The sequence below is a fragment of the Phenylobacterium sp. genome, assembly GCF_041913825.1.
In the GTDB taxonomy this organism is placed as follows: Bacteria; Pseudomonadota; Alphaproteobacteria; order Caulobacterales; family Caulobacteraceae; genus Phenylobacterium.
In genome coordinates this window covers 53,880-76,760 of sequence record NZ_JAYSEO010000007.1, presented here as the reverse complement: position 1 = coordinate 76,760, position 22,881 = coordinate 53,880, and the positions used below count along the sequence as shown (strand labels likewise).

The following is a 22,881-nucleotide window of genomic DNA, read 5'->3' as shown; positions in this document are numbered from 1 at the left end:
CCGATCCCGGTGAACACGCGTTTTGACGCCCGGACCGCCTCCGGCCTCGCCGTCGCCCGTGGAGTGGCGGCCGCCGGCCGGCCAACGCCACCGCCGTCCTCTCGGACGGGCCGCTGCTTACGCGCGGCCTCGCGGAGAGCCTCGTGGCCACGCCCACCCCGGGCTCTGACTGGGAAGGCGGCCTACCGCGGCGCGCCCATGGCGCTCGTTGGGCGTCGAGGACGCGGCGGCTCCCCCCCGCTCGGGCGCGGCGCATCCTGAGCTAGCGGGTGCGGCTGCGCGATGGCCCCGAGGGCTCCGGTTGATGAAGGTGGTGACGGGCCCCAAGCTTCTGTTCTGCGGCTCGGAGGATGGCGGCCCGACGCTCTGGCTCTCGGACCAAGACGTTGACCACGGCGCGGACGACCTGGAGCCGCGCCTGGTCTGGATCCTCCCGCTCCGGCGGCGTCGCATCGCGCTCTGCGGCGGGCCTCAGCGACCCACGTCGCCCGAGCTCCTGCTCATCGCGAACGGTGGGCTTGTAGCCCCTGACCTCCAGCCCGGCCGCCCGGGCCGTGAGCCACACCTGCCGCCGGAACGCCGTCTCACCCCGCACGTCGATCCGCCGCCATCCACGGTGTTCGGCGATCGCCACCAGGTCCTGCACAAGGCGCGGATCGTTGCGTGTGGCGGACAGGCGCCGCCCATCGTCCAGGAAGGCAGGCGTGCGGGTGGTGGCGTCGACATAGAAGCCCAGTCGCCCGCCGCCCTCCCGTTCCAAGAGGTAGCGCCTGCGGATCCGGTCCGGGACGTCGCCCGCCGCGCCCGACCCTGCCGTCGGCGCGTCAATCCGGTTCAGCGCGTCATCGGCCATGGGCGTCCACCTCCAAGGGTTTGGCGGCCGACGCTTCCAAGAACCGATCCACCCAAGCCTCGACTTCGTCGGCCGTGGCGCCGGCGGACGGCAGCGGTTCCAGGCCGGCTTCGGCCAGCGCGTGCTCGACGGAAGCCAAGCTCGGCAGCGTCGGATCCTCCAGCGCGGTCGGCGCCGCGGCGGGTTGGCGGACCGGCGGCTCAGGCGCGGACATGAGCCGAGCCTTGAACACGCCCTCGCGATAGTGACGGATCTTGCGTCCGCGGACCGGGCACAGACCCGTCTTGAGCACGATAAGCTCGTCCTCGCCGAGCTGGGCCACCTCCTGCGGCAGCAGCAGGGCGCGTCGTTGATCGGACTCGCTGATGCCGCGACGCCCGCGCGAAAGGCCGGCCGGGCGGCTCCGCGACGCGCTCCGCACCGTGGTGTCGCCGAGCCGGTCGGAGAGTTCCTTGGCCAGGCGCAGCTCCTTGGTTGCAAACGCGATTTCCACAGCGCAGTTGGCCAGGATCTCCTCGGTGGCGTCAGCCCCATACTCCGCGCGGAGCTGGGCGGGGCTCTGCAGCACCGGCAACAGGCGCAGGCCGTAGCCCGCCACGTAGGCGAAGGCCTTGGCGAGCACCTCGGCGCGGCCAAGGCGCGCAAACTCATCGAGTAGGACCAGCACCTGGTGAGGATGCCGCTCAGCATCGGGGCGCTCGCGGCAGGAGACGTCCACAAGCTGCTGAAAGAGCAGGGCATACAGCGGGGCGATGCGGGCCAGGTTGTCGGGCGACGCGGCCAGGTAGATCGACATCGGACGCCGGCGCAGGTCGCGCAGGTCGAAGTCGCTGGCGTCCGTCGCAGCGCAGACCTTCGGATTGAGCCAGAGGTTCAGCCTTGAGGTCAGGGTCTGCCGGACCGAGGCGAAGGTGTTCTCCGAGGAGGCGCAGAAGTCGGTGAGCGCTCGCACGCATGCGGCGGACAACGGGCGTGCGTCCTGCGCCCGCCGAGCGATGAGCGCCGGGAAGCGGGCGCGCGGATCGCCGGCGGTCAGCTCGGCGTAGAGGGCTCCGAAGGTAAGCGGACGCTCGGGGCTCTCCGAAAGGTAGGCGGCCACCCCGACGAAGCCGGTCCGCGCGCTTTCGGCCCAGAAGGGATCCCCGTTGTGCGGGTGCGGGAACAGCATGGCGGCCACTCGCTGAAGCTCGTCGATGGCCGCCAGCGGATCGCGCCGATCGATGTGACCGAGCGGGTTGTACCGTGCGGTGCGACCGTCCTCTGCCAGCGGATCGAACAGGAACGTGGCCTGCCCATGCGCTCGCCGATAGCCGGCCGAGGCCTCCCAGTTCTCGCGTTTCACATCCAGGACCACCGCCGAGCCCGGCCAGGCGAGCAGGTTGGGGATCACCACCCCGACACCCTTGCCGCTGCGGGTGGGAGCGTAGAGCATGACATGCTCTTGTCCGCCAAAGACGAGCAGGCGGCCCCCCTTGCGTCCGAGCACGATGCCGGTTCGAGCGCGCAGCCCAGCGCGCCGGATCTCCGCCTCGCTGGCCCAACGAGCGGCCCCGTGCAGCGGGCGGCGCATCTGGCTGGCGACCCCGACGACGGCGACCAGGGCCCCGGTCCCCGAGGTCAGCGCGCCGATCTTCACCCACCGGCGGACGTCGGGATCGTGGCGGTAATACCACAACCATGCGGGGGCGGCGGCGGGATCGATCTTGCGGGTGAGTTGGCCCAGGCCCGCCAGGGCGATGCCGAAGGTCAGCAGGAGAAGCAACGCCGCCATGCCCGCGGCGAGCGCCGCCATCAGGCCGAGCCTAAGCGGCCAGGGCGCCTGGGCGATGTGGTTCATGCCAAACCTCGACGATGCGGAAGCGGCCGCCTTCGCGCTTCACCTGGACGACGATGTCGACGAGCGTACGGAGCAGGGCGTTGATGTCAGCGCGCGGCAGCTCGCGGCCGGCCTCGCTTTCCTTCACCAGCAAGGTCAACTGCTCAAACGCCAGGCGGGCGGAGTTGGCGTGGATCGTGGTGATGGTCCCTGGGTGTCCGGTATTGACGTTGCGCAAGTAGAAGAAGGCTGAGCCGTCCCGCAGCTCCTGCAGGAGGATGCGGTCGGGCCGCATGCGCAGCGCGCTTTCGAGCAACGCCTTCGCTCCGACCTGCGCCAGGCCCTGGCCATCCTTGGCGTAGAGCAGGTGAACCACGTTCCGGTGAGGGACGATCAGCTCACGGGCGTCTTCAATGGTGATCAGCCGCTCGCCCTCCGGAATCAGCTGGATCAGCGACTTGGCGAACGTCGTCTTGCCCGACCCCGTTGGCCCCGAAATCAGAATGTTGCGTCGGCGCAGGACCGCCTCGGTGAAGAAGGCGACCCAATCGTGGTTCGCGCGGGCCGTGAGGAGCACGTCATCGCCGGGTCGCGAGGCGCCGACGGCGTGCTCGACATCCGCGAAGTAACCCTGACCGCCTAGGTCCGCGAGGGTGAAGGTCGCTGGCCCGGGCTTGCGCAAGGTGATCGACGCCTGTTCCGCGGCGGGCGGCAACACCACCTGGCACCGCTCGCCGGTGGGGAGGACGGTCGAGCAGACGGGTCGGTCTGGGCCGACGTCCTGCCTTGTGGCGGCGCAGGCCGCGACGGCGATCCGCCAGACCGCCTCCTCGGTGAGATCGGGCGCGTCGAACCACCGCCACCCCTGCCGCGTCTCCACCGCGAACTCCCGCGGCCGGTTGATGACCAGCTCGGTGACGTCGGGGGCATCGAGCTGCGCCCGAAGCGGCGCGAGATAGTGGGTCAGGATCGCGTTGTCATGCGTCATGGCCGCGGCCTCAAAGCGTAGACGGACGAGAAGTCGAGATCCTGCGCCACCTGGATGGCGACCTCGCCGCCCTGACCCTTGCGCAGGGTGGGCCGGATGCGCCCCGACTGCTGGACGGCGAGCGCCGGAGCGTCCGAGGGCAGGCGCAGGCCGCCGGCGTCCGCCGCGCGGGCGGGCCGGAGCGCTTCGGAGCCGGCGTCCACCACCGACAGAAGCCCAGCGGCGCCGAAGCGCTCCCAGAAGTGGGTGTCGACCTCGCCGCCGAAGCCGGCGCGGCCGAGGCTGTCGCTGGCGGGTGAGGCCAGCGCTATGGCGATGCCGTTCGGCGTGACGGCGCGCGTCCAGAGAACAAAGATCCGCGCCTGCCCCAGACCCATGCCGGTTCGGTATTCGCCGAGCACACGCGCGCCTTTCTCCAGCAGCACGACGGCCCCGTTATCGGAGTAGACCTCCCGGCCGATCAGGCAGGTGACGTACCCGGGCGTGCTGGTGTCGAGGGCCGTCTGGAGCGTGCAGGGGATGGTGGCGCCAGCCAGCAGCAGGAAGTTCCGGTCTCCCACACTCTGAGCCTGCGCCCGGCTGAGCCTTGAGCTGCGGCGGAGACCATCAAGCTCGGTGTCCGACGCCGGCGCCGACGCGGTGTTCGGCGGCCCCGTGACCGGGTCTTCCGGCGCAGCGCCAGGGCGCGAATAGACAAGGAGCGGCGCGCGGCTGGGGCTCCCGCTCGCCGGACGCGTCGGCGCCGGGGGCGATGAAGCCGCGGCGTCTGGATCCAGCGCCGGCACGATCGGCTCCATTGGGGGCGCAAGCGCCGGCGCGTCTGCGCCCGGCGATGCGAGGGTCGGAGCGCCGGGACGCGCGGGTTCATAGACCACCACCTGCCGGGCCGGGCGCTCTGGCGCAGGTTTCGAGCGTGGCTGCTCCCCCCTCCAGGTGGCGAACGCCAGCGCGCCGCAGCCCAGGAGAAGGCCCACGATCCCGACCGACTTGCCGCGCCCGCCAAGGGAAAACCGCCCCGCCACCGGCGAGATGCCACGGTCGAGGGGTGGGTCGCCTCGTGACGCGCTTGGGATGGGGTCGTGGTCCGGGTTCATCGCTTCACCTCCGAGCGGATGGTGCGCTCCACATCCGGAGCCGCCGTGGCGCTCGGCGCCCCGTCTCCGTAGCGGTCGAACGCCAGATTGAAGATGCACAGGACGGCGCGGCCTCGCCGCAGGCGCAGCTGTCGCGCCGTCTCGTGAACCACCAGGAAGTCTCCGCGAACGTCGAAGGGCACGAGCGCCTCCGACCCGTCCGGGCCGACCGCATAGACGGCGGGGACGGCCTGGGCGCCGGGGAAGCGCAGGACCGTGAATCGGCCGTTGTCGGTCACCTCGGACGGCGCGATGTCGAGGGAACCCTGCAACTCGTAGGCGAGGTTGCGGGGACCCTGCAGCGCGCCGCGCTCCAGCCGGAGCTGGACAATGCGCGCCTCGAGCGCTCGAGCTTCGGCGTCCAGCGCGGCTTCTAGCCTGCGGCCTTCGTCGCGTGGATACCGAAATTCGACGACGAAGAAAGGCGCGGCGCGGGAGGTGGCGCTGCGCATCCCCAGCTCGAAGGCGTAGTGGCGCGTCTCGGCCGAGGGGGTGCGGGTAGTGACGATGAGATTGGTCGCGGCTCCGGCGCTGGTCGGTCGCAGGAAGAGGACATTGCCTTCCGGCGCGACCTCCCAGGCGGCGCCGTCGCCTAGGGCGACATGCTGAACGGTCTCTTCCGGTGCGAAGCGAAGCTGGATTGCTGTGCGCAGGACGCCCAAGATGCGCACCACCTGCTGGGGATCGTAATCGACGGTTCGGATGCGCGGGTCCGCCGCGCCGGACTGCGCCGGCTCCGCCGCGCCGGCGCCGGGCGCGAAAACGACAAGCGCGCAAACTGCCGCAGGCGCCAAGACCCAACGTCCCCTCATCGGACCACCTCCGGGTCGGCGCGGTAGCTGGAAACCTGGAAGCCGAGCGGGTTGCGCAGCCGGTCCCCCTCGGTCATCGGCGCCTTGGTGTAGGCAAAGGCGACCGTGGCGATCCAGTCGCTCTCCTCGAGGGCGGGGCCGCGGCGAAAGGTGCGATGGAAACGCACATTGGCCACGCCAGGGGCCACGAAGGAGATGGCTCGGATGGCGACCTGCACATCGGCGGTCGGGCCATATTGCGTCTGGGGACTAGCCGGGTTGGAGGGCCGGAAGGCGGCGGCCCAGCGCTGCTGCTCCTCCGGGGTCGACATGATCGAGACCTGCCGGAAATTGGCTTCCGCCGCAGCCGGGAGCCAACCTTCCCGCGCCCGAACATAGGTGGCGAGGAAGGATTTGGTGACCGCCTCCTCATAGGTGACGTCGTCGGGCGCAGAGAGGCCCCGCAGGACGTCCACCGCGCCGGTGGCGCGATCCACCCGAACGACATACGGCTCCACACGCTTCAGCGGCGTCAGGGCGCTTATGGCGAAGGCGCCCGTCACGGCGAAGGCTCCTGCGGCCGCCGCGAGCGTCCAGGCGAGCCGAGCGGAGTTCCGGGCCTGCCGCAGCCGGTCCTGATCCCACGTGCGGGCCTGCGCAAAGTACGTCCGGAGGTCCTCTGAGGGGACGCCGCTCATGGTCCCACTCCGATGCAGCGTCCAGCGCCCGGAGCCGCGGGCGCCGGCGTGGGTTCGACCGGCGCGAGCAGCGAACCGTGCGGGTTGGCGGGCCGTCGGGGGCCGGAGCAACTGGGCGCCTCGACCTCAGGGTGCGTGCCGCACCCCAACAGGAAGCCTGCGGCGGTCAAGGCGAGCAGGGCGGATCTCATGCATGAACTCCAATGGGTCGAACGAAGCCCCCTTCGCGGCGCACCTGCGGGCGGGCGCCGGAGCCCCCGGCGCTTGGGTGCGGCGGCTGACGGCTCCCGCCCCTGGCGGCGGCGCCGAAGTCAGCCAGACCGATGCTCGCGCCCCCGGCGATCCCGGCGGCGATCGCCGGTGTCTGCAGGAAGAAGATCGCGCCCAGCAGACTGAGCGCGATGAACAGAAGGCCGCCGGCTATGGCGTCTTCGCCGTCGATCGCGCCCCATTGATCGGCGACGAAGGCCAGCACCAACTCCAGCAGCAGCAGGACGAGCGCGAAAAGGACGAGGTAATTCACCGCCTGGCTCAGCCAGCCGAAGAAATAGCGGCGCGTGGCCTCGAACAACGAGCAGGCAATGAAGATCGGGCCCAGCGCGACGATGAACGCCAGGGCGACCTTGGCGAGCATGAGGATGCCGAACGCCAGGGCGGCGGCAAGCGCGCCGCAGACCCAGACGGCGCCGCTCACCAGGAGCGGCGACCAGTCGGTAAGGGTCGCCTGGTCGGATATCTTGTCTCCAAGATAGGCCGCCCGGCCGAAGAAGCGGTCACAGGCCTGGCCGGCGTCGCCGACAGGGGCGCCGCCGACCGCCCGGGCAAGCGTCTCCGGCAACACGTGGAACAGCGGCTCAGTGACCCACGGTTCATAGGCGGGGGTGGTCGCCAGCAGGTAGATCAGGGCCAGCTTCAGGGCGCGGACGGCGAGGTCCATGATCGGCTCGGAGATCGCGCCGCGAAGAATGGCGACGCCATAAAGCAGGACGTAAAGGACCAGCGCGGTCCGTAGCGGGCCTGCGACCTCGGCTATGACATTGCTGACGCCTGTCGCAAGGAAGCCGTCGAGCCGCTCGTCGACATAGAGGTGGGCCGGGCCGAAGATGCCGAAGCCGGCCTGCATCAGCGGACGCCTTCCCAATGCCGTCCGGGTCCGCCCCGGCTGGCCAGGAGCAGGGCGCCCCGTCGGGCGGCGAAGGCGCCCACTGAGCAAGGCGGCCGGGCGCCGGTCTGGCTCCGGACCTTGGCCGTGTCCTGGCGGAGCTCCGGCATCGGGCGCCACCCAGCCGCCTCGATCGTCATGGCGCAGGGATGCGCCAGCGCCGTCACTGGAAGACCTCGCGGTAGCGCTGCATCCGCGCCTGGCGGGCCGCCTTCGCCCTTTCCCGCGCCTGCTGAGCCAGAAGACGCGCCTCCGCCTCCTGCGCCATGGCCAAGCCTTGCAGCCGCATCTGGTCGTTGAGCCCCATGGCCTGCTCGGCGGTCATACGGGCCTGCAAGTCGAGGACGGCGCGGACGTTCGGCGCGCTATCGAGCTGGGTCGCCAGCTGCTGAAGCCCCTGGAGTCGTTGAGCGCCGGCCTCCGCCGCGGCGCGCCCCAGCGCCAGGTCACGAGCCGCCCGGTCACCATCCTGCGACAGGGCTTGGCCCTGCACATCGTCTGGCGCGGGCGTGTAGCGCCGTGACTGTCGACGGATCGCGTCCGCGGAGCGGCCCAGCTCGCCAAGCGCGCTGAAATCGCCGCCCGCGGCGGCGGCGTACTTGGCGACGTCGGGCACGAACGCCCGCAGTTCGGGCGCGTCGAGCAGCCCCGCCAGCTGGCCGGCCCCGGAGGCGCTGTTGAAGCCATCGTACAGGCGCCGCGCCTCGCCGAGCTGCGCCTTGAGCTCCTGCAGCTGGTCGAGAGCCGTGCTCGCCTGGCGAAGCAGGCTGGCGTAGCTTGTCGGGTCATGGACTACGAGTTGGGCGGAGGCCGGCGAGGCGGCGGCGAGGCTCGCGGCCAGGCTTAGGGCCAGCAGGTGTCTCATAGGGTTCTCCGGGCGCGCTGGAAGGCAGGCATCCAGGCTTCGGGGCGGTCGCCATGCTCGGCGCGGAGCCTGTTGAGCAGCGCCACGGTCTCGGCGCGGCCGGAGAGGACCGCCAGCGCATCGTCCAGGCCGCTGAGGTCGAGTTCGGCCACCACGGAGTTCAGGCCCTGCTTGACCAGGAAGCGGTGCTGGCTGGGGTCCAGCTCCTGCCGAACGAGATCGAACTCCCGCTTGGAGAGGCCGAAACCCTCGACGTAGTCCCGGGGCTGCGCATGCGGGTTCGGGAGGAAGATCTTGGTCGCGCACTGCTCGAGGATCGTGTGTGCGATGGGGGAGCGCAGGGCGTCGGCCGGGGACTGGGTCCCCAGCACCAGCAGCGCATTCTGCTTGCGGAAGGTCTTGAGGCCGTCCTGCGCGAGGTCGCGAAACGCGTCGTCGCCCAGCGCCTTCCAGAACTCATCCACGTCGATCACCAGCCGACGGCCGTCCACCAGGCGCTGCAGCCGGTGGAAGAGGTAGAGGGTCAGCGGTGTCCGCACCTCCGGTGCGTCCAGCACGTGGGTCATGTCGAAGCCGAGGAAGCGGGGCTCCAGCGACAGCGCGTCAGCGTCGTTGTCGAGCGCCCAGCCCAGCGCCTCTCCGCGGCGCCAGCGCTCGAGTCTGGGGCCGATGCCGCCGACGTCTCGCTGGCCGAGCAGGCTTCGCAGCGCGCCGAAGGAGCGGCGCTCGACCGGCAACGGCAGGAGGGCGGCGATCGCCGCATCGATGGCCGCTTCCTCGACCGGCGACAGCGGCCGATCGGCCGGGCGCACGATCTGCCGGACGAGTTCGCCGAGGAAGGCGCGGTCGGCGGGCGTGTCCAAGGCCGCTTTCAGCGGCGCGAAGCCCGTCGGCTCACCGGGACGGAGGTGGAGGTAGGTCCCGCCGCAAGCGCGGACGAAGATCTCCGCGCCGCGGTCCTTGTCCAGAAAGACCTGCTGAGCGCCGAACGCCTCCAGCTGGGCGAGCATGAAGTTTTGGACGACGGTCTTGCCTGAGCCGGAGGGCCCGCAGATGAAGGTGTGACCGAGATCGCCGACGTGGAAGCTGAAGGCGAACGGCGAGCCCGCCACGGTCTTCAAGGTCGTGAGCGCCGGCCCCCAGTGGTTCCCGGCGGCGCGGCCGGTCGGGAAGGTGTGGAAGGGGGCGAGGCTCGCGAAGTTCAGGCTGGTGATTGCGGCCGGCCGCAGCCGAAGCCGAAAATTGCCGGGGAACTGGGCCCAGAAGGCGGCTTCGAGGCCGAGATCTTCCCGCGCGGCCACGAGGCCGCTGTCGGCGAGCAGCGCCCGGGTTCGGGCCATGTGCTCGGCAAGCTCGCGGGGACTGTCGCCATAGACCAGAACCGAGGCCTGGTGCTCGCCCATGACGAAGCGGTTCGACATGAGGTCGTCGAGCGCCTCGTCGAGGCCTGCGATCTGCGAGGCGGCCCGGTCGCGGACCGAGAGCATCTGGTTCTGCTTGCGCGAGAGAACGGCTCCCGCCGACGTCTTCGAGAGGAAGCTGAAGGATTGGCTGGCGACGAGCGGGAAGGGGGCGGACAGGAGGCCGTTCCACATCCCCGGCCGCGTGGAGGCGGGATATTCCTTCACCCCGAAGAGCGCCCCGAACCGGGCCGAGGCCGGCTCCCGGATCTCCAGCGCCTCGCGTCCGAAGATGATGCGGGCCGTGTAGATCGAAGCCCCCAGATGACCGCGGACCAGCGGCGCGCGGCCGGGCTGCCCGGTGAGGACCAGGCGAAGCATCTCCAGGGGCTCGGAGAACACCAGGCCGTCGCACTCGTACAGGCCGAGCGGCTCGGCGCCGTAGCGGGCGAGGTGCTGCACGAGGTCCTGGCCGGCGTCCTCCAATCGTCGCACGGCGTCTTCCGTTTCGAGGTCGACATGGCTGGCGCGCAGCAGGCGCCCGACCCAGGCCTGTGTCCGATCGGCCGCGTCGCGCCCGGGATGCAGGACAAGGGTCAGGTAGAGCTCGTTCCGGAACAGGCGTTGCCTGGCCAGGCGCGCGCGGTAGGCCGCGTCGAGGTCTCGGGCGAAGTCGGATCGGAAGGCGCGTTCCGGCGGCGGTTCGGCCACCCGTCGGACCAGATGATGCCAGATCGCCAGGCGGTCTGACGCCAGGTTGCGCCACGCGCCGTTGAGCTTGGCGTGCCAGTCGTTGAGGTCGCGGACGTCGGCGGTCTGGTGGCTGGCGCCGTCCAGCCGGAAGCAGGTCATCAGGGCGCCGGTGTCGAGCGCGATCACCCGCGCGTTCACATGCCGGGCGTAAGGCAGCGCCTTGGCCGCATCGAGTTCGCGGCCGATCGCCCGCCGAGGCGTCGGGTGGAGGGCGACGTCAGGCATGGCGCGCACGCCATCCGAGGGTCGACCGACGACGCAGCGGCAGCGGGGAGGGCGAACTGCCGCCCCACAGCCCGCCGTTGCGGGCGCGCCCCTTCGTTTCCACGAACAGGTAGAGGACACGAAACGCGTTGGGATCGGCTCGGCAGATCGCCTGGAAGACCAGGTGGAGGACAGGCGCGACGAGGAGGTAGAGCAGCGAGCCGCCGCCCAGGAAGGCCACACAGGAGACGATGAGGTTGACCCCCATGGCCTCCATGGGGACGCCGAGGATCAGCGCCGGCCGCGTGCAGGCCAGGAACAGGATCTCGTCTTGGAGGCGTTCCACGGGGGGCATCAGCCGGCCCCGCCCGTGATCATGTCGACGATCGTCGACGCGCCGAAGATGACGATGATGCCGATCACCACGGTGCCGGCGCGCCGCAGGTCGATGTGTCCGAACATCCAAACGATGCCCGTAATGATCACCGCAAGGACGGCGAGGCCCCGCACGACCCCGCTGTTGAGCATCTCGATGATGTTCTGGATGAAGGCGCCCAGATCTCCGCCGGCGTCCTGCGCCAGGGCGGGAGAGGCGGCGGCGACGCTGATGGCGAGAGCCAGCAGACCGCGCCGAAGGATGGGGTGCGAGAGGGTCAAGGCAGGCTCCGCGGGATGGTGGTGACGAAGGCGGTGCGAACCCGCGTCCGGGCGAAGACGTCCCAGGGGGTGGGCGAGGGCGGATCGGGTTCAGCGGCAGGGCGTGCTGCAGGACGGGGCGGCGCCGATCCCGCTGCGGCGAGGACGCGCGCCACATAGCCGTTGGCGAAGCCGCGCGTGGGGCCCCCGGTGTTGTAGTAGCTGAGCGCCACGCGCAGGGCGGCCTGGCCATCGCCGTGGCGGGCCGCGCCCTGCGCGTAGCCCTCCTGCAGCACTTGCGCCGCCGCGGCCAGGTTTTGGCAGGGCTCGAAGGCGGTCCTGAGGTTCAGGCCGAGCCGGCCCAGATTGCGACCGTTGATCTGGCCAAGGCCCAGGTCGATGTCGTGGCTGGCGCCGAGGAGCGCGCTGGCGGCTGCGACAGCCTCGTCGAGATTGCGCGGCGAAGGACGAGCCCCGCGCTTCGGCCCATTGACGCCGATCGCGTAAGGGTCGAGCCCGCTCTCCGCCCGCGCGAGGGCCAGCAGTGTCGAGGCCTCCACGCTGGGGGCGCATTGTGCGGCAAGCGCCATGACCACTTCGGGCGAGAGCATCGGCGAGTCCTTTCGGTCTCAAGGCTGCACCCGCCGGCGATTGCGAACGAGGGCGTAACCTCCCTCCCGCTCCCGGGACATTGCGCCATTTCCTGGCGCAAGCAGCGTCGCTGCAGGGCGCCTGCGACGACTTTGTTGGACCTCCAGCATGAGGCGCGGAACCGCGCCGCTTCTCAAGTAATTGGCCGGTCGATAACCGTCGAAATTTCGCGTTCCGGAAGCTCATTGGAGGGTGCCGATGCAGTCGTTGTCTGACGAGAGGTCTGCGGTTGAGGCGTTCATCCGTCAGACTGGAGAGATCAGCCTATCTGCCAGGCAGCTGGAGTGCCTTTATTGGGTGCAAGAGGGGAAAAGCTCTCGGGATATCGGCGCTATCCTTGGGGTGTCCCACCGTATCGTTGAGCGGCACGTTTTTCGCGCCTGCAGGAAGCTCGAGGTGAGAACGCGGCTGCAGGCGGTGATCCGTGCGCGAACCCTCGGCCTCCTCCATGACTCACACCCGATGAACCGGTAGCCGGCGCGCTAGTCGTCGGCGTCATCGGGTTCCGCCGCGCTTAGCCCCTCGTCGAACATCCACTGCTCGAGGTCGGCCTCGTATTCCTCCGCGCGCTTCGCAAGCAGGTCGAAGCCGCGGGTGAAGGTGAGCGACAGCGACCGGGGGTCGAGGACGCGGATGGCTTCCGGCGTCTTACGGTGAAAGCGCCGCAGAGCCACGAGCATGAGAGAAGCGGCGTTGTTCTGGGCTGTGGCCAGGGCGAAATCCACCGAGCCGAACTCCACGGCGAAGACAATGCCCCAAGGATCGGCGTGAACGATCTCCGCGAAGCGGTGGATCTCTTCCAGCTGAAGGCCGTAATAGCCGGACTCCCAACGCTGGTAGGTCCTCAGGCCCTTTCCCATGGCGCGGGCGGCCTCGATCGAACGCAGGCCGGCGCGGCGGCGAAAGGTCTTCAGGATACGAGAGAGGGTCGCGCGGCGTGACGCCGTATCCTGATCCCGCAACACGTCCATGGGAGCCACGTAATCAACCGGAGCTTGCCGGGATTTGGCCATGCCATCTGCGCCTGTGTCAAAAGATGCGTGCGTCCATGGTCGGTCCCAGGCGAAGGTCGGCGCCTCAGCACGGGGGGACGGCGTTGGCTCCGGCGCCGCTTAGGCGCGGCCGCTGTCGCCGGGCCTGAATGGGCGAGGTTTGGACCAGCAGTCCGACGGCGACGGGCCGGCTCCAGCGCAGACCCTCCAGGGCGTCTCTGGGTGCGGGAGACATGACTCAAGGCGGAGGCGGCGAAGACAAGGTATACGGCGGTGGCGAATTTGTGGGACGCGCCTGACGCAGAGATCGCGCCTAAGGTCCTGTGGGCGCACCGCTGGCGCCGCAGATGGAGAACGTGATGAGTTTCGAGACCCCGCTCAGCCTCGCTGGACCGCTTCGCATGCCGCGACAGATGCTGGCGGATCAGGCCTATGGCGGACACGCGTCGATTCACGACGACGCCATGGCGGAGAAGCTGGGCTTCCGCGCCGGCCCGATCGAGGGGCCCACCCACTTCAGTCAGTTCCAGCCCCTGCTCGCCAAGCTCTGGGGACAGGCGTGGTTTGAGCGCGGCTGCATCTCGGCGCATTTCCTGAACATGGTGGTGGAGGGTGAGGCGGTTCGCGCCTTTGTGGATATCCCCGCAGACGGCGGGGAATCGACGCGGATCTGGGCGCAAAAGGCGGACGGCACGCCGGTGCTGGAGGCCAGCGCCAGTCTTGGGAACGGCGCAGGACCCACGCTGCTAGAAACGCGAATGGCGGCCCTGCGTCCTGCGGGCAAGCTGCTTATCCTTGAGGACCTGAAGGTGGGCATGACCGGCGTCAGGGACGAGCGCGTCCGCATGGACCCGGATCAGAACATGGGCGCGCTCTATCCCTTTAGCCTCGCTCAGAAGCTGGCGGTGATCACGGAAAGTTCGCCGTGGTACGCCGACCCCGCCGCCTCGCCATGGGGTCGAGCGATCATCCCCTTCGAAATGCTCAGCGTGCTGCTTGAGTACACGAGCCGCGAGGCGGGGTTCCCGGTAAAGGGGCCAGCTGTCGGACTCTTCGCCGATCAGGAGATCCGCCTGATCAATGGCCCGCTGTTTGTCGGGGAGGAATATGTTCTTCGCCGTGAGATCGTGGCTCTGGCCGAGAGCAAGCGGACGGAGTCGTACTGGGTCAAGACGCGCGTGTTCGACTCCGGCGGAACAAAGCTGGTGGCGGAAATGCTGCTGAACCACGCGACGCTGAAGCATTCGTACGCGGGTTACGCCGGTATGGCGCAGACCTGAGGCGGACCGCTCCGGCGGAGGGATGAGCCGATCTTGCGAGCAGGTCCAACATCGAAGCGTGCCGGCGAGGTCCACCTGCCGGTTCCGCCGACGGGCGTCCATGAGGCCGTCGCAGCGCTGGCGCGAGGCCTGCGACCGTCTTCGCGTCCAGGCTTGCTCGCTCACCGAGGCCGCTCGGCCGGGGCGCCATGCCGGCCCTCATCCCCCGGGGATTTTCGCGCGCGTCGCCCTTGTGCTATGCGGCCGTTCCCCGGACCCATGCGTTACCTGATCTACGTCAGCCGCAACCTGATCGAGCCGCACGCCACCTGCGCTGAGATGGAGCGCATCGTGGCGGGCGCCCTGCAGCGAAACGCCGCCCTCCGGATCACCGGCGCCCTCGTCACGGCGGGAGATCGGAACCTGCAATACCTCGAGGGACCCGAGGCGGAGCTCGCGGAGCTCATGCGCTCCATCGTCCGCGATCCGCGCCATGAGCAGGTGCAGGTCATAGCCGACCGCGGCGTGCAGACCAGACGGTTCCCTAACTGGCGGTTGGCCTACTGCGGGGGCTCTGAGGTGGTCCGGCGCACAATCCTGGCCGCCGCGGATGACGCCGCCAAGGGAGGGCGAGACTGGACAGACGACCTGATCGACGTCGTTGAGGACTGCATCGCGTTCCCCTATCTATCCGATTAGCCAGGTCAGGTCAGGATCTGCAGCGAGCGCGCCTGCCGCTCGCCTGTCGACGGCGGTTCCGAAGAGGTGTCCCTGAGCGTAGCGATAGCCTTTTCGCTGCAGGGCCCGCGCCTGTTCAGCCGTCTCCACGCCCTCGCCCACCGCATGCAGGCCCAGGCCGTGAGCGAGGGCCACGACTGCGCGGGCGATGGCATGAGCCTCCGGCTGAACTTGGAACCCGGCCACGAAGCTGCGGTCGAGCTTCAATGCGTCGAATTGAAAGGATCGGAGATAGCTCAGCGACGAGTAGCCCGTGCCAAAATCGTCGAGGACGATCCGCGGTCCCAGCTGCCGGAGGGCGGACAGTTGAGCCACATTGCCGGCGTTGGAGTGCAACGGCACCGTCTCGGTGATTTCCAGATGCAGGCGTGAGGCGGGCAGATCTGCGTCCGCGAGAGCGTTGCGAACGATCGCCGGAAGTCGTCCATCTCGGAACTGTACAGGCGACAGGTTGACGGCCACGAACAGGTGCGAGGGCCAGCCTCGCGCCGCCTCGCAGGCGCTGCGAAGCGCCCATTCGCCGATCTGTACGATCAGTCCCGTCTCCTCGGCGACCTCGATCAACATGCTCACAGGCTGAGCGGCCACGGCGGGGTGACTGCATCGCAGAAGCGCCTCGAAGCCTGCGAGCTGACCCGTACGAAGATCGACCACAGGCTGATAGCCCAGCCAAAACAGCCCCTCCGCAAGGCTTTGGCTGATCATGGTCTTGAGGACCCAGCGCTCCTCGATCGCTTGGGCCATGGCTTCATCGAAGATGCAAAATGTGTTCCGTCCCTCCGCCTTGGCGCGGTAGAGCGCCACATCCGCGGCTTTCAGCAGAGCCGTCGGGTCGGTTCCGTGCTGCGGCGACAGGGCCACGCCGATGCTCGTGCCAATCGTCACCAAGGACCCATCGATCGGGAGCGCCTGTCCGACGGCCTCGATGATCGCCCGGGACACGCTGGCGACGTCGACGCCAGCCTTGTCATAGACAACGCCGAACTCATCCCCGCCGAAACGGCAGATCACCGCCTTGGCCGGCGCGACCGCGCGGAGGCGCTCAGCCACCGTCCGCAGCAGTTCGTCGCCGGCCAGGTGGCCCAGGGTGTCGTTGACCTCCTTGAACCCGTCGAGGTCCATGTAGTGGAACGCCAAGGATCGGTGCTGCGCCCGCTCCACATGCTCTGCGAAGACCACCCGGTTCGGCAGCCCGGTAAGGGGATCGTGTCGCGCCGCGTGCGCCATCCTCGCCTCGGCCGCCCGGCGCTCCTCGTCCAGCGCACGGCGCTCGCTGATGTCGCGCGCGAACAGGGAAATCTGTCCGCCGTTGGGGAAGGCTCGAACCTCAAGCCAACGGCCTGTGCCGGGCATGTAGATCTGGAAGGTGCGCGCTCGATCCTGTCGCGCGACTCGCCGGAGCCAAGCGAAGAACCCCACCTGCTCGCCCGCCGGAAGCAGGCTTGGCAAGGACGCCCCACGGGTCAGCACGCTCGGAGCCAGATGCTCCTCAGCCTGACGATTGAAGTAGGTGATGACCCCTGCGCCGTCGACCACGAGAATAGCGTCGCTGGTGCTGTCGAGAACCGCCGAGAGCTGATCCAGCGCGCTTCGATGTCGCGCTTCAGCCGCCTTGCGCGTGGTGATGTCGGTGACAGTACCGACATAACCCACCACCTTGCCGCCTTCGCGCTCCGGCTCACCGCGATCCAGCACCCAGATAGGCGCGCCCTCTCGCGTCAGCAGCCGGTACTCGGCCCCGTAGGCGCCTTGCTGAAGGATCGCCGCCTCAAATGCGCGCGCCACCTCGTGCCGGTCATCGGGGTGCACGCGCTCAAGCCAGCCACCGCCGCAGGCGTCCTCAGGGGGCTGGCCCGTTATCTCGGTCCAGCGTTGATTGATGAAGATGACGCGTCCCTGCTCATCGGAAACCCACAGGATCGCTGGGGCCGTTCCCGCCACGCTGAGCAGTCTGCGTCGTGAAAGTCGCCTCGCCATCGCGGCGTCGTACCTAAGAGCGGAGCCTTCCGGGCGCTCATCGCTCACAGACCACCAACTCGAAACGGCATGCTACGACCCCCAAAACGCGACCAGGCAGAGCTGAACAGGATTAATGTCGGTCTAACATTTGTTGGCGTTGCGGAGCAGGAACTATCGTCGCATGACGTCGGGACTTCACGCGCCTCGCGTTTGGGCCCCGCTGAGGTGTTTGGGCCGGCTATCGCGCTGGCGCCCGCAGCCGCCCCGCTAGAGCCGCAGAGACCCAGACCCTGCGACTTCAACGCCCGGCCTGGAGACCCGTCCAGCTAAAGACGGGCGCGCCCAACGCTCGGTCGCAAGCCAAATCGACTGCGCAGGCGCTGAGCACGATCCGCGCAGAAAGGCTGCAGATCCGACCGTCGCGTCGCCGATCGAGCAGTGCGACGATTCTGTCATGTTGCAATGCAACAAGAGGGTGCTATCCGAGCGGGATCGAACAGGGGGAGTCTGCCGTGTCCTTTCTTCAACTGCGTACTGTGCCGGGCCTCTTCATCGGGCGGCGCACGCTCGTCTGCGCCGAAACGCAGATGCTCGCGGAGGGCGACACCCGCTGTTTGTGTGGCGCTTGCCACGCGCCGCTGCTCACCGTTCGGTCGCGCGAAGAGCTCGAGCACGTGGTGGTGAAATGTGGATGCGGAGCGTTCAACCAGCTCTAGCTGGGTGAGGGCGGCCGTGGATCGAACAGATGATGACGGTCGCCCGTCCTGCGGTGTGACGGCGGCATGGCCTTCTGTGGCGCGAACTCAGCGTCGCAGCCGTGGAATGGCCAGCACGTCCGCCACCTCGTAACGCGTCGCCGCTTCATAGTAAGGGATGGCCGCCAGGGGCGCGCCCGCCCGCACCAGATGGTGCGTCGCGTCAAGGCGATGGAACCAGTCGCGGTAGCGCGGGTAGTGGGTTTCCCACATCTCGAACAGAACGACCGGACGGTGCTCGGCCAAGGTGCGCGCCGCGCCGGCGAAGACCTCCGGCTCCCAGCCCTCCACATCGATCTTGAGGAAGTCCGGCGTCACGCCGCGGGTGGCGACGTAATGATCAAGGGTGATCGTTTCCACGGTCACCGTCCGCACAAGCTTGGCCTGATGGAGTTCGTCCACCGTCAGGAGCGAACTCTGCTGCGCGTTGAGGCCCTCCCGCAGATCGATGTGGAAATCGGCTCGACCCTCCCGGTCGGACAGGGCCAGCGTCTCGACGCTCAGGTTGGCTGGCGCGCGCCGGCGCAGGTCCTCCGCCAGCTCCGGGATGGGCTCGAAGCCGATCACCTGTTGGCACACGCTGGCCATGATGAGCGCATAACCGCCGTGGTTCGCGCCCACGTCGAAGGCGATCATCTCCGGCGTCAGGTGGTACCGGATAAGCTGCTCTATATGGTCCATGGCCTCGTTCCCCCACGCAGACGCTTCTAAGCACCGCCGGCGGCGTTGGACAACGGCGTGGCGTGTCGGCGAGGCTTTCACCCGCAAGGATTTCTCGCTAGGCGTGCAGCCCTTGCTGCACAGAGGACCCGATGGACGCATCCTGGCTGAGGAACCTGCTGGCTGACCCGGAAGCCGCCGGCGTGCTTGCGCTGCTGCGCGATCCGCCTGCGGACACGGTCGTGCTGGCGGACCCGGCCTGCCATGGCGTTCTCCTGGAGCGTCTGGGGGACTCGCCGCGGCGGCTCTTCCCGCTGCGGCAGGCGAGCGTGCGGCTGGCGCTGGACCTGGAGATCCAGCGACTGGTGGTGATGGACGCCCTTGACGAGGAGGCGGCCAAGACCCGACTGCGTCAGACGCTGAGGGAGCAGGGCTTCCCGCCGGCCATCCTCGAGACCCTCCAGATCGACGGCTTCGTGGCGGACCTGCTGCCGCAGGTGATCCTCAAGGACGTGCGCCCCGGACCGCGGCCGCCCCTGCCGGAACAGATCTGCGCCATCGTCAACACGCCCCGGGCGGGCTCCACCTACCTGGGGAGCCTGATGACGTCGGCGGGCTTCGGCCGGCCCATCGAACATGTACGGCCGTGGGTCGTGAACCTGCTGCGCGATCGGCCGGTCGGCTTGTTCGATCTGGTTGCGGCGGTCCAGAACCTGATGGCCAGGAGCGCGGTGGAGGGCGTGTTCGCAACCAAGCTGATCTCCCACTTTCTGTCAGACATCGAGCCGCTGCTCCAGCCGTCCGAGCGAAGCTATCTGAGCGGCTTGGCCGAGAGCGCGCGGCTGATTTATCTCAGCCGGGACGACAAGCTGGATCAGGCCATCTCCACGGTTCGCGCTCGCAAGACCGGCGTCTGGCACGCGGTGGAACCCGCCAAAGCCGCCACACTGGCGGCGGGCGATCTCGGCCAGGACTTTGATCAGGTGGACACCTTGCTGGCCAACGCCTTCGCCATGGAGCGCGACCTGGCGCGGCGGCTGGTTGGCGCTCGGCGGCTCCTGCATGTCAGCTATGAGGAGGTCAGCGCCCATCCGGAGCAGGTCCTGCACGGAATCGGCGCTCTCCTGGAGCGAGCAGGCGACATGGCGCCTCCCCAGGGCGCGTTTGTGAAGCTCGCCGACGCCGCGAGCCAGGCCCTGAGGGAGGCCTATCTCGCCGCCCGCGGGCGGACCGATGACGACGTTCGCCTCTCCGGACCCGACGCCATGGCCGCAGCGCAGGCGGCGCAGGAACAAGAGCAGGCTGACCGCGCCACGCGCGCAGAGCGGGTGCGCCAGGGACACGCCCGCAGCCGACATGGCGACTATCAGGATCGTCACTACTATCTCATCGAGTATGAGCCGACGCCGGTGGACCGTCTCGGCTTTCTCTGCCGCGGGCCGCTGCCGCAACCCGGCCAGGACTACATCGCCTATGTCGGGGCGTCGCAAACCTTCGGCGCCTTCGTGCAGACGCCGTTTCCCCATCGCGTATCGCAGGACCTGGGCCTCGGCGGGTTCAATCTCGGGCGCGGCGGCGCTGGTCCCTCATTCTTCGCCCGTCACCCTGAGGCCCTGGAGGTGGTGAAAGGCGCGCGCGCCGTGGTCGTGCAGGTCATGGCCGCCCGAATGGAGGACAACAGCGCCTTTCAAAGCGTCGAGGGGCGGGCGCTGGTGTCCTATCAGACCCCCTCCGGCCCAGAACGGATCGACTGTGACACCGCCTGGGCGCGCATTGTCGCCGAGCGGCCGCCCGAGCAGGTCCGCGCTCTGGTGGCCGAGTCTCGCCAGAGCTGGGTGCGAGCCGTTCGGGCCATAGCGTCAGCCGCCCAGGGACCGACGATCCTCGTGTGGTTCGCGGAGCGGTCACCGGCGTACACCTTCGACGTGCGGGACGCCTACAGCCTGTTCAACGGCTTCCCGCACCTGGTGGACGAGGAAACCGTGGCCGCGGTGCGGGACGTGTTCGACGATTACGTCGAGGTGGTCACCCGCCAGGGGCTGCCGGAGCCCACCCGGAGCGCCTTCTCCGGCGAAGTCCTGCCGGTGGTCTTTGGGGGCGGCGACCCCAATGAGCAGACGGTCGGTCGCGAGAACCTCTACTATCCTTCCCAGCAGATGCACGACGCCGTGGCGACGGCTCTGGCGCCGCGCCTGAGGACGCTGCTCTCCGGCCAGCCGCTGTCGAGCGCCTGATCCGGGCGGGCGGCGCCGCCCGGACTCGGGTGACCCTCGGCGGCGCCGCAGCGTGGGCGCGGCGGCAGGGGGGCGGCCGACCGACAATCCCTCGGCTGAGGCCCGGGCCACGCCTCCCTTGTCAGGGCCGCGCGGCGCGCGCATGCTCCGCTGCAGAAGTCGGCGTCAGACTGACACAGGGAGGCGAAGTCATGACCAGCAGACTGCCTGGATTGCGTGTGTCACCCGTGGGCCTGGGGCGCGCGATGCTCCTTCTGGCGAGCCTTGGCGCCTGGATGGTTATTGGCCTGCTTGTTCTGCGAGCCAGGGGCTGAGGCCCGGCGCTCGGCGATCGACCGCCTGCTCAGCCGGAGACACTAGCCGATCCGCAGCGCGGTCAGGCCATAGCTGATCGCAAAGATCAGGCCTGCCCAGATGGCGAAGTTGAGCGCCACCGCCAGCAGACGACCTGCGCCCACAGGCGTGATCCCACGCGCGCCGCTCCGGCCCGCCTCGCTGTCTACGCGCATGTTTTCCTCCCACCGATCTGCGTCGGTTGTCACGGAAACGCACAGGATGCGCGGGAGTGCCCGTGTTTTGCATTCTGGCGCGCGTTCGGGGGCGAAGACATGCTGCGGCGAAAGCCCGCATACAGATGGAGTCTCTGCGGTGGCGCAAGGCCGCGGAATCTGCCAAACGCGCGTCTGACAAGCCAACTGCAACTCGGCGCGGCGCACCCCACCCACCCACCCGACCGAACCGAGCCTCAGCCCCGGCGTAAGCCACGCCGGGGCTGTTCTTTTTCAGGGACGGGTCGGCTGCGGGTGACCTCCCGCCTCGCCGAACGGCGCCGGACTGCGACCTAGAATCTGCCAGCTGGACGCGCAAATGCTCTGCGCAACAATCGTTAAGGTGGAGCGCCAGGCGATCACACCTATTGCTATAGCTCAGCTTTGAGGTGCATTCTTGAGCGACCGGTTTGGGATGAACCAGCTCAGGGGTTGATGGTGTTCGCGTTCCTTTCTGCGCTCGCGTCGGGCGTGGTGGCGCCTCTGCTAGACCCGGCCACATGGGCGATCGCCTACCTAGCCTCCAGGCCGGGCTTCGCCCCCCAGCCGGTGACCGCCTGGTGCGGCGCGCTCCTGATCGGGGCGCTGGCCACGACCTTCGGGCCCTTCGGCTGGCGCGTCGTCTACCTTCCGGTACAGCTTGGGCTGTTGCTCTCCGGGCTCGGCCCCGTGTCGCTGATGCTGCTGATCTGTGAGCAACGCGCACTGCAACGCGCTGAACTGTGGCTTCGGGCGAGGCGGGCCTCCTGAGCCGGCGAAGATCAGGAGCCGTCTTCGGCGCGACGGGCGCTTTCGCCTAGGGCAGCGACCTCAGAAGGCCCGCCAGGTGGGGCGGGGCGTCCAGCTTTCGGACTGCTGAAAACCGCTGGTCACAGGGGCGGCTGGCGGCGTGACCAACGCCATCCGCTCTCCGCGCCCTTCGTTTTGCGGCTCCGCGCCGGCGGCGTCAGCGACGCGGCTTGCATGGGGCGCCGGCGGAAGGATCGGCGGCGCTGCAATCTCCACCTGGGGCAGGGGCTCCCCGGCGACCGGCGCGACAGGCGCGGCCTCCGCGAGAACGAGTCCCGCCAGGAGGGGGCCAGCAGGCTCTCCGCCGGCATAGACTTCTCGGAACGCGGCGGGAAGGCCGGGCGCGCCAGGCCAGCGATAGAAGATGTGTGCGCCGACCTGGGTCATCTTGGTGAGCGAGCTCATCCAGTACGGGACCACCCAATCCGTGTGATAGTGCGTCGCCATTCCGACGCCTTTCATCACCTGACCCGAGAGGGCGGCGGCGGCGATGGTTTCAGCTTCCTTGAATTTCGCCGGATCCGGCGCGCGCGCCAGAGCGCCGTCGCAGGTGAAGGTGAATTGGCAGCCGGTCGGCAGGTCAGACCCCTGGAACACCACGCCGCAGACGGTGTTCGGAAAGTCGGGCGCACGGACACGGTTCAGGACCACCTGCGCGACAGCCCGACGGCCCTCGAGGGACTCGAAGCCGGCTTCATAATAGATCGCCTGGGTCAGGCAGGTGAGCGCGCGCGCCCGGTCGAGTTCGCTGGGCGTGCTCAGGAGGAAGGGGCGGGCCGCCAGGATCGGCTCCTTGGAGAAGGGCGTCGCCTGATTGACGGCCAGGGCCTCCGCCGGGGAAAGGTCGCGCAGCAGGTTGGGCGTGTCCGCCGGCGTCAGCTTGACCGGCGTGACCACGCGAGCCGAGGCGGCGGAGGCCGCCGAGCCCTTGGCCAGGGAGACGTCGCGCTCGCGTTGGTGCAGAAGCCCCGCCGTAAGCAGGCCCATGACGAGCGCT

At 69.0% G+C, this 22,881-nt stretch carries 23 protein-coding genes; 6 read left to right on the top strand and 17 right to left on the bottom strand.

Annotation, left to right across the window (positions count from 1 at the left end; genetic code table 11):
- Positions 1–262: 262 nt before the first annotated feature.
- From ACE3Q8_RS07325 to ACE3Q8_RS07270, 12 genes are all read right to left on the bottom strand, one after another.
- Positions 263–853 (bottom strand): LPD7 domain-containing protein, encoded by a 591-nt coding sequence (locus ACE3Q8_RS07325; protein ID WP_374469605.1) that lies wholly within the window; start codon positions 851–853, stop codon positions 263–265.
- Positions 843–2,690: a type IV secretory system conjugative DNA transfer family protein gene (locus ACE3Q8_RS07320; RefSeq protein ID WP_374469604.1), complete on the bottom strand. Its 1,848-nt coding sequence runs from the start codon at positions 2,688–2,690 to the stop codon at positions 843–845. The genes ACE3Q8_RS07325 and ACE3Q8_RS07320 overlap by 11 nt, the downstream gene beginning before the upstream one ends.
- Positions 2,656–3,657, bottom strand: a complete 1,002-nt coding sequence (gene virB11 / locus ACE3Q8_RS07315; protein WP_374469603.1) for a P-type DNA transfer ATPase VirB11 — start codon at positions 3,655–3,657, stop codon at positions 2,656–2,658. The genes ACE3Q8_RS07320 and virB11 overlap by 35 nt, the downstream gene beginning before the upstream one ends.
- Positions 3,654–4,217, bottom strand: coding sequence for a TrbI/VirB10 family protein (locus tag ACE3Q8_RS07310; protein ID WP_374469602.1), 564 nt, complete (start codon positions 4,215–4,217; stop codon positions 3,654–3,656). Before ACE3Q8_RS07310 ends, virB11 begins: the two co-directional genes overlap by 4 nt.
- Positions 4,218–4,747: 530 nt before the next feature.
- On the bottom strand, positions 4,748–5,602 hold the full coding sequence (locus ACE3Q8_RS07305; protein ID WP_374469601.1) for a TrbG/VirB9 family P-type conjugative transfer protein: 855 nt from the start codon (positions 5,600–5,602) through the stop codon (positions 4,748–4,750).
- Positions 5,599–6,279 (bottom strand): virB8 family protein, encoded by a 681-nt coding sequence (locus ACE3Q8_RS07300; protein ID WP_374469600.1) that lies wholly within the window; start codon positions 6,277–6,279, stop codon positions 5,599–5,601. The genes ACE3Q8_RS07305 and ACE3Q8_RS07300 overlap by 4 nt, the downstream gene beginning before the upstream one ends.
- A 187-nt stretch (positions 6,280–6,466) precedes the next feature.
- Positions 6,467–7,402: a type IV secretion system protein gene (locus tag ACE3Q8_RS07295; protein WP_374469599.1), complete on the bottom strand. Its 936-nt coding sequence runs from the start codon at positions 7,400–7,402 to the stop codon at positions 6,467–6,469.
- A gap of 202 nt (positions 7,403–7,604) precedes the next feature.
- Positions 7,605–8,306 carry a type IV secretion system protein gene (locus tag ACE3Q8_RS07290; RefSeq protein WP_374469598.1) on the bottom strand — a complete coding sequence of 234 codons (702 nt, stop codon included), beginning with the start codon at positions 8,304–8,306 and terminating at the stop codon, positions 7,605–7,607.
- On the bottom strand, positions 8,303–10,684 hold the full coding sequence (locus ACE3Q8_RS07285) for a VirB4 family type IV secretion/conjugal transfer ATPase (protein ID WP_374469597.1): 2,382 nt from the start codon (positions 10,682–10,684) through the stop codon (positions 8,303–8,305). Before ACE3Q8_RS07285 ends, ACE3Q8_RS07290 begins: the two co-directional genes overlap by 4 nt.
- Positions 10,677–11,018, bottom strand: coding sequence for a type IV secretion system protein VirB3 (locus ACE3Q8_RS07280; protein WP_374469596.1), 342 nt, complete (start codon positions 11,016–11,018; stop codon positions 10,677–10,679). The genes ACE3Q8_RS07285 and ACE3Q8_RS07280 overlap by 8 nt, the downstream gene beginning before the upstream one ends.
- On the bottom strand, positions 11,018–11,320 hold the full coding sequence (locus ACE3Q8_RS07275; RefSeq protein ID WP_374469595.1) for a TrbC/VirB2 family protein: 303 nt from the start codon (positions 11,318–11,320) through the stop codon (positions 11,018–11,020). The genes ACE3Q8_RS07280 and ACE3Q8_RS07275 overlap by 1 nt, the downstream gene beginning before the upstream one ends.
- Positions 11,317–11,910, bottom strand: a complete 594-nt coding sequence (locus ACE3Q8_RS07270) for a lytic transglycosylase domain-containing protein (protein ID WP_374469594.1) — start codon at positions 11,908–11,910, stop codon at positions 11,317–11,319. The genes ACE3Q8_RS07275 and ACE3Q8_RS07270 overlap by 4 nt, the downstream gene beginning before the upstream one ends.
- A gap of 238 nt (positions 11,911–12,148) precedes the next feature.
- Here ACE3Q8_RS07270 and ACE3Q8_RS07265 point away from each other — a divergent pair, with 238 nt between their 5' ends.
- A complete protein-coding gene (locus tag ACE3Q8_RS07265; RefSeq protein WP_374469593.1) occupies positions 12,149–12,424 on the top strand; it encodes a helix-turn-helix transcriptional regulator in 276 nt (91 codons plus the stop codon).
- An 8-nt stretch (positions 12,425–12,432) separates the two neighbouring features.
- On the opposite strand, the gene ACE3Q8_RS07260 is transcribed toward ACE3Q8_RS07265, so the two are convergent.
- Positions 12,433–12,963, bottom strand: coding sequence for a helix-turn-helix domain-containing protein (locus tag ACE3Q8_RS07260; protein WP_374469592.1), 531 nt, complete (start codon positions 12,961–12,963; stop codon positions 12,433–12,435).
- A 338-nt stretch (positions 12,964–13,301) separates the two neighbouring features.
- Between ACE3Q8_RS07260 and ACE3Q8_RS07255 the strand changes: the two genes are divergently transcribed.
- Both ACE3Q8_RS07255 and ACE3Q8_RS07250 read left to right on the top strand, forming a co-directional pair.
- Positions 13,302–14,222, top strand: coding sequence for a hypothetical protein (locus ACE3Q8_RS07255; RefSeq protein WP_374469591.1), 921 nt, complete (start codon positions 13,302–13,304; stop codon positions 14,220–14,222).
- Positions 14,223–14,480: 258 nt separating this feature from the next.
- Positions 14,481–14,900: a BLUF domain-containing protein gene (locus tag ACE3Q8_RS07250; RefSeq protein WP_374469590.1), complete on the top strand. Its 420-nt coding sequence runs from the start codon at positions 14,481–14,483 to the stop codon at positions 14,898–14,900.
- Here the strand turns inward: ACE3Q8_RS07250 and ACE3Q8_RS07245 are convergent.
- Positions 14,889–16,964: a putative bifunctional diguanylate cyclase/phosphodiesterase gene (locus ACE3Q8_RS07245; RefSeq protein ID WP_374469589.1), complete on the bottom strand. Its 2,076-nt coding sequence runs from the start codon at positions 16,962–16,964 to the stop codon at positions 14,889–14,891. The two genes, ACE3Q8_RS07250 and ACE3Q8_RS07245, sit on opposite strands and share 12 nt — an antisense overlap.
- 446 nt (positions 16,965–17,410) lie before the next feature.
- On the opposite strand from ACE3Q8_RS07245, the gene ACE3Q8_RS07240 reads away from it, so the two are divergent.
- Entirely contained in the window at positions 17,411–17,614 is a 204-nt protein-coding gene (locus ACE3Q8_RS07240; RefSeq protein ID WP_374469588.1) for a hypothetical protein, read from the top strand.
- An 87-nt stretch (positions 17,615–17,701) separates the two neighbouring features.
- Here ACE3Q8_RS07240 and ACE3Q8_RS07235 read toward each other — a convergent pair whose 3' ends face one another.
- A complete protein-coding gene (locus ACE3Q8_RS07235; RefSeq protein WP_374469587.1) occupies positions 17,702–18,334 on the bottom strand; it encodes an FkbM family methyltransferase in 633 nt (210 codons plus the stop codon).
- A gap of 131 nt (positions 18,335–18,465) precedes the next feature.
- On the opposite strand from ACE3Q8_RS07235, the gene ACE3Q8_RS07230 reads away from it, so the two are divergent.
- Positions 18,466–20,547: a DUF6473 family protein gene (locus ACE3Q8_RS07230; RefSeq protein WP_374469586.1), complete on the top strand. Its 2,082-nt coding sequence runs from the start codon at positions 18,466–18,468 to the stop codon at positions 20,545–20,547.
- Between the two features lie 356 nt (positions 20,548–20,903).
- On the opposite strand, the gene ACE3Q8_RS07225 is transcribed toward ACE3Q8_RS07230, so the two are convergent.
- Positions 20,904–21,056 (bottom strand): hypothetical protein, encoded by a 153-nt coding sequence (locus ACE3Q8_RS07225; RefSeq protein ID WP_374469585.1) that lies wholly within the window; start codon positions 21,054–21,056, stop codon positions 20,904–20,906.
- A gap of 474 nt (positions 21,057–21,530) precedes the next feature.
- On the opposite strand from ACE3Q8_RS07225, the gene ACE3Q8_RS07220 reads away from it, so the two are divergent.
- Positions 21,531–21,845 (top strand): hypothetical protein, encoded by a 315-nt coding sequence (locus ACE3Q8_RS07220; protein WP_374469584.1) that lies wholly within the window; start codon positions 21,531–21,533, stop codon positions 21,843–21,845.
- A 60-nt stretch (positions 21,846–21,905) separates the two neighbouring features.
- On the opposite strand, the gene ACE3Q8_RS07215 is transcribed toward ACE3Q8_RS07220, so the two are convergent.
- Positions 21,906–22,871 carry a cell wall hydrolase gene (locus ACE3Q8_RS07215; RefSeq protein ID WP_374469583.1) on the bottom strand — a complete coding sequence of 322 codons (966 nt, stop codon included), beginning with the start codon at positions 22,869–22,871 and terminating at the stop codon, positions 21,906–21,908.
- Between the last annotated feature and the right edge of the window lie 10 nt (positions 22,872–22,881).

What these genes read in the sequence shown, in the direction of transcription:
- ACE3Q8_RS07320 (WP_374469604.1), bottom strand. Translation starts at nt 2,690, where the DNA reads ATGAACCACATCGCCCAGGCGCCCTGGCCGCTTAGGCTCGGCCTGATG.
- ACE3Q8_RS07300 (WP_374469600.1), bottom strand. Translation starts at nt 6,279, where the DNA reads ATGAGCGGCGTCCCCTCAGAGGACCTCCGGACGTACTTTGCGCAGGCC.
- ACE3Q8_RS07220 (WP_374469584.1), top strand. Translation starts at nt 21,531, where the DNA reads ATGGTGTTCGCGTTCCTTTCTGCGCTCGCGTCGGGCGTGGTGGCGCCT.
- ACE3Q8_RS07250 (WP_374469590.1), top strand. Translation starts at nt 14,481, where the DNA reads ATGCGTTACCTGATCTACGTCAGCCGCAACCTGATCGAGCCGCACGCC.
- ACE3Q8_RS07225 (WP_374469585.1), bottom strand. Translation starts at nt 21,056, where the DNA reads ATGCGCGTAGACAGCGAGGCGGGCCGGAGCGGCGCGCGTGGGATCACG.
- ACE3Q8_RS07280 (WP_374469596.1), bottom strand. Translation starts at nt 11,018, where the DNA reads ATGCCCCCCGTGGAACGCCTCCAAGACGAGATCCTGTTCCTGGCCTGC.
- ACE3Q8_RS07285 (WP_374469597.1), bottom strand. Translation starts at nt 10,684, where the DNA reads ATGCCTGACGTCGCCCTCCACCCGACGCCTCGGCGGGCGATCGGCCGC.
- ACE3Q8_RS07265 (WP_374469593.1), top strand. Translation starts at nt 12,149, where the DNA reads ATGCAGTCGTTGTCTGACGAGAGGTCTGCGGTTGAGGCGTTCATCCGT.
- ACE3Q8_RS07230 (WP_374469586.1), top strand. Translation starts at nt 18,466, where the DNA reads ATGGACGCATCCTGGCTGAGGAACCTGCTGGCTGACCCGGAAGCCGCC.
- ACE3Q8_RS07295 (WP_374469599.1), bottom strand. Translation starts at nt 7,402, where the DNA reads ATGCAGGCCGGCTTCGGCATCTTCGGCCCGGCCCACCTCTATGTCGAC.
- virB11 (WP_374469603.1), bottom strand. Translation starts at nt 3,657, where the DNA reads ATGACGCATGACAACGCGATCCTGACCCACTATCTCGCGCCGCTTCGG.
- ACE3Q8_RS07305 (WP_374469601.1), bottom strand. Translation starts at nt 5,602, where the DNA reads ATGAGGGGACGTTGGGTCTTGGCGCCTGCGGCAGTTTGCGCGCTTGTC.
- ACE3Q8_RS07290 (WP_374469598.1), bottom strand. Translation starts at nt 8,306, where the DNA reads ATGAGACACCTGCTGGCCCTAAGCCTGGCCGCGAGCCTCGCCGCCGCC.
- ACE3Q8_RS07325 (WP_374469605.1), bottom strand. Translation starts at nt 853, where the DNA reads ATGGCCGATGACGCGCTGAACCGGATTGACGCGCCGACGGCAGGGTCG.
- ACE3Q8_RS07270 (WP_374469594.1), bottom strand. Translation starts at nt 11,910, where the DNA reads ATGCTCTCGCCCGAAGTGGTCATGGCGCTTGCCGCACAATGCGCCCCC.
- ACE3Q8_RS07235 (WP_374469587.1), bottom strand. Translation starts at nt 18,334, where the DNA reads ATGGACCATATAGAGCAGCTTATCCGGTACCACCTGACGCCGGAGATG.
- ACE3Q8_RS07215 (WP_374469583.1), bottom strand. Translation starts at nt 22,871, where the DNA reads ATGGGCCTGCTTACGGCGGGGCTTCTGCACCAACGCGAGCGCGACGTC.
- ACE3Q8_RS07255 (WP_374469591.1), top strand. Translation starts at nt 13,302, where the DNA reads ATGAGTTTCGAGACCCCGCTCAGCCTCGCTGGACCGCTTCGCATGCCG.
- ACE3Q8_RS07260 (WP_374469592.1), bottom strand. Translation starts at nt 12,963, where the DNA reads ATGGCCAAATCCCGGCAAGCTCCGGTTGATTACGTGGCTCCCATGGAC.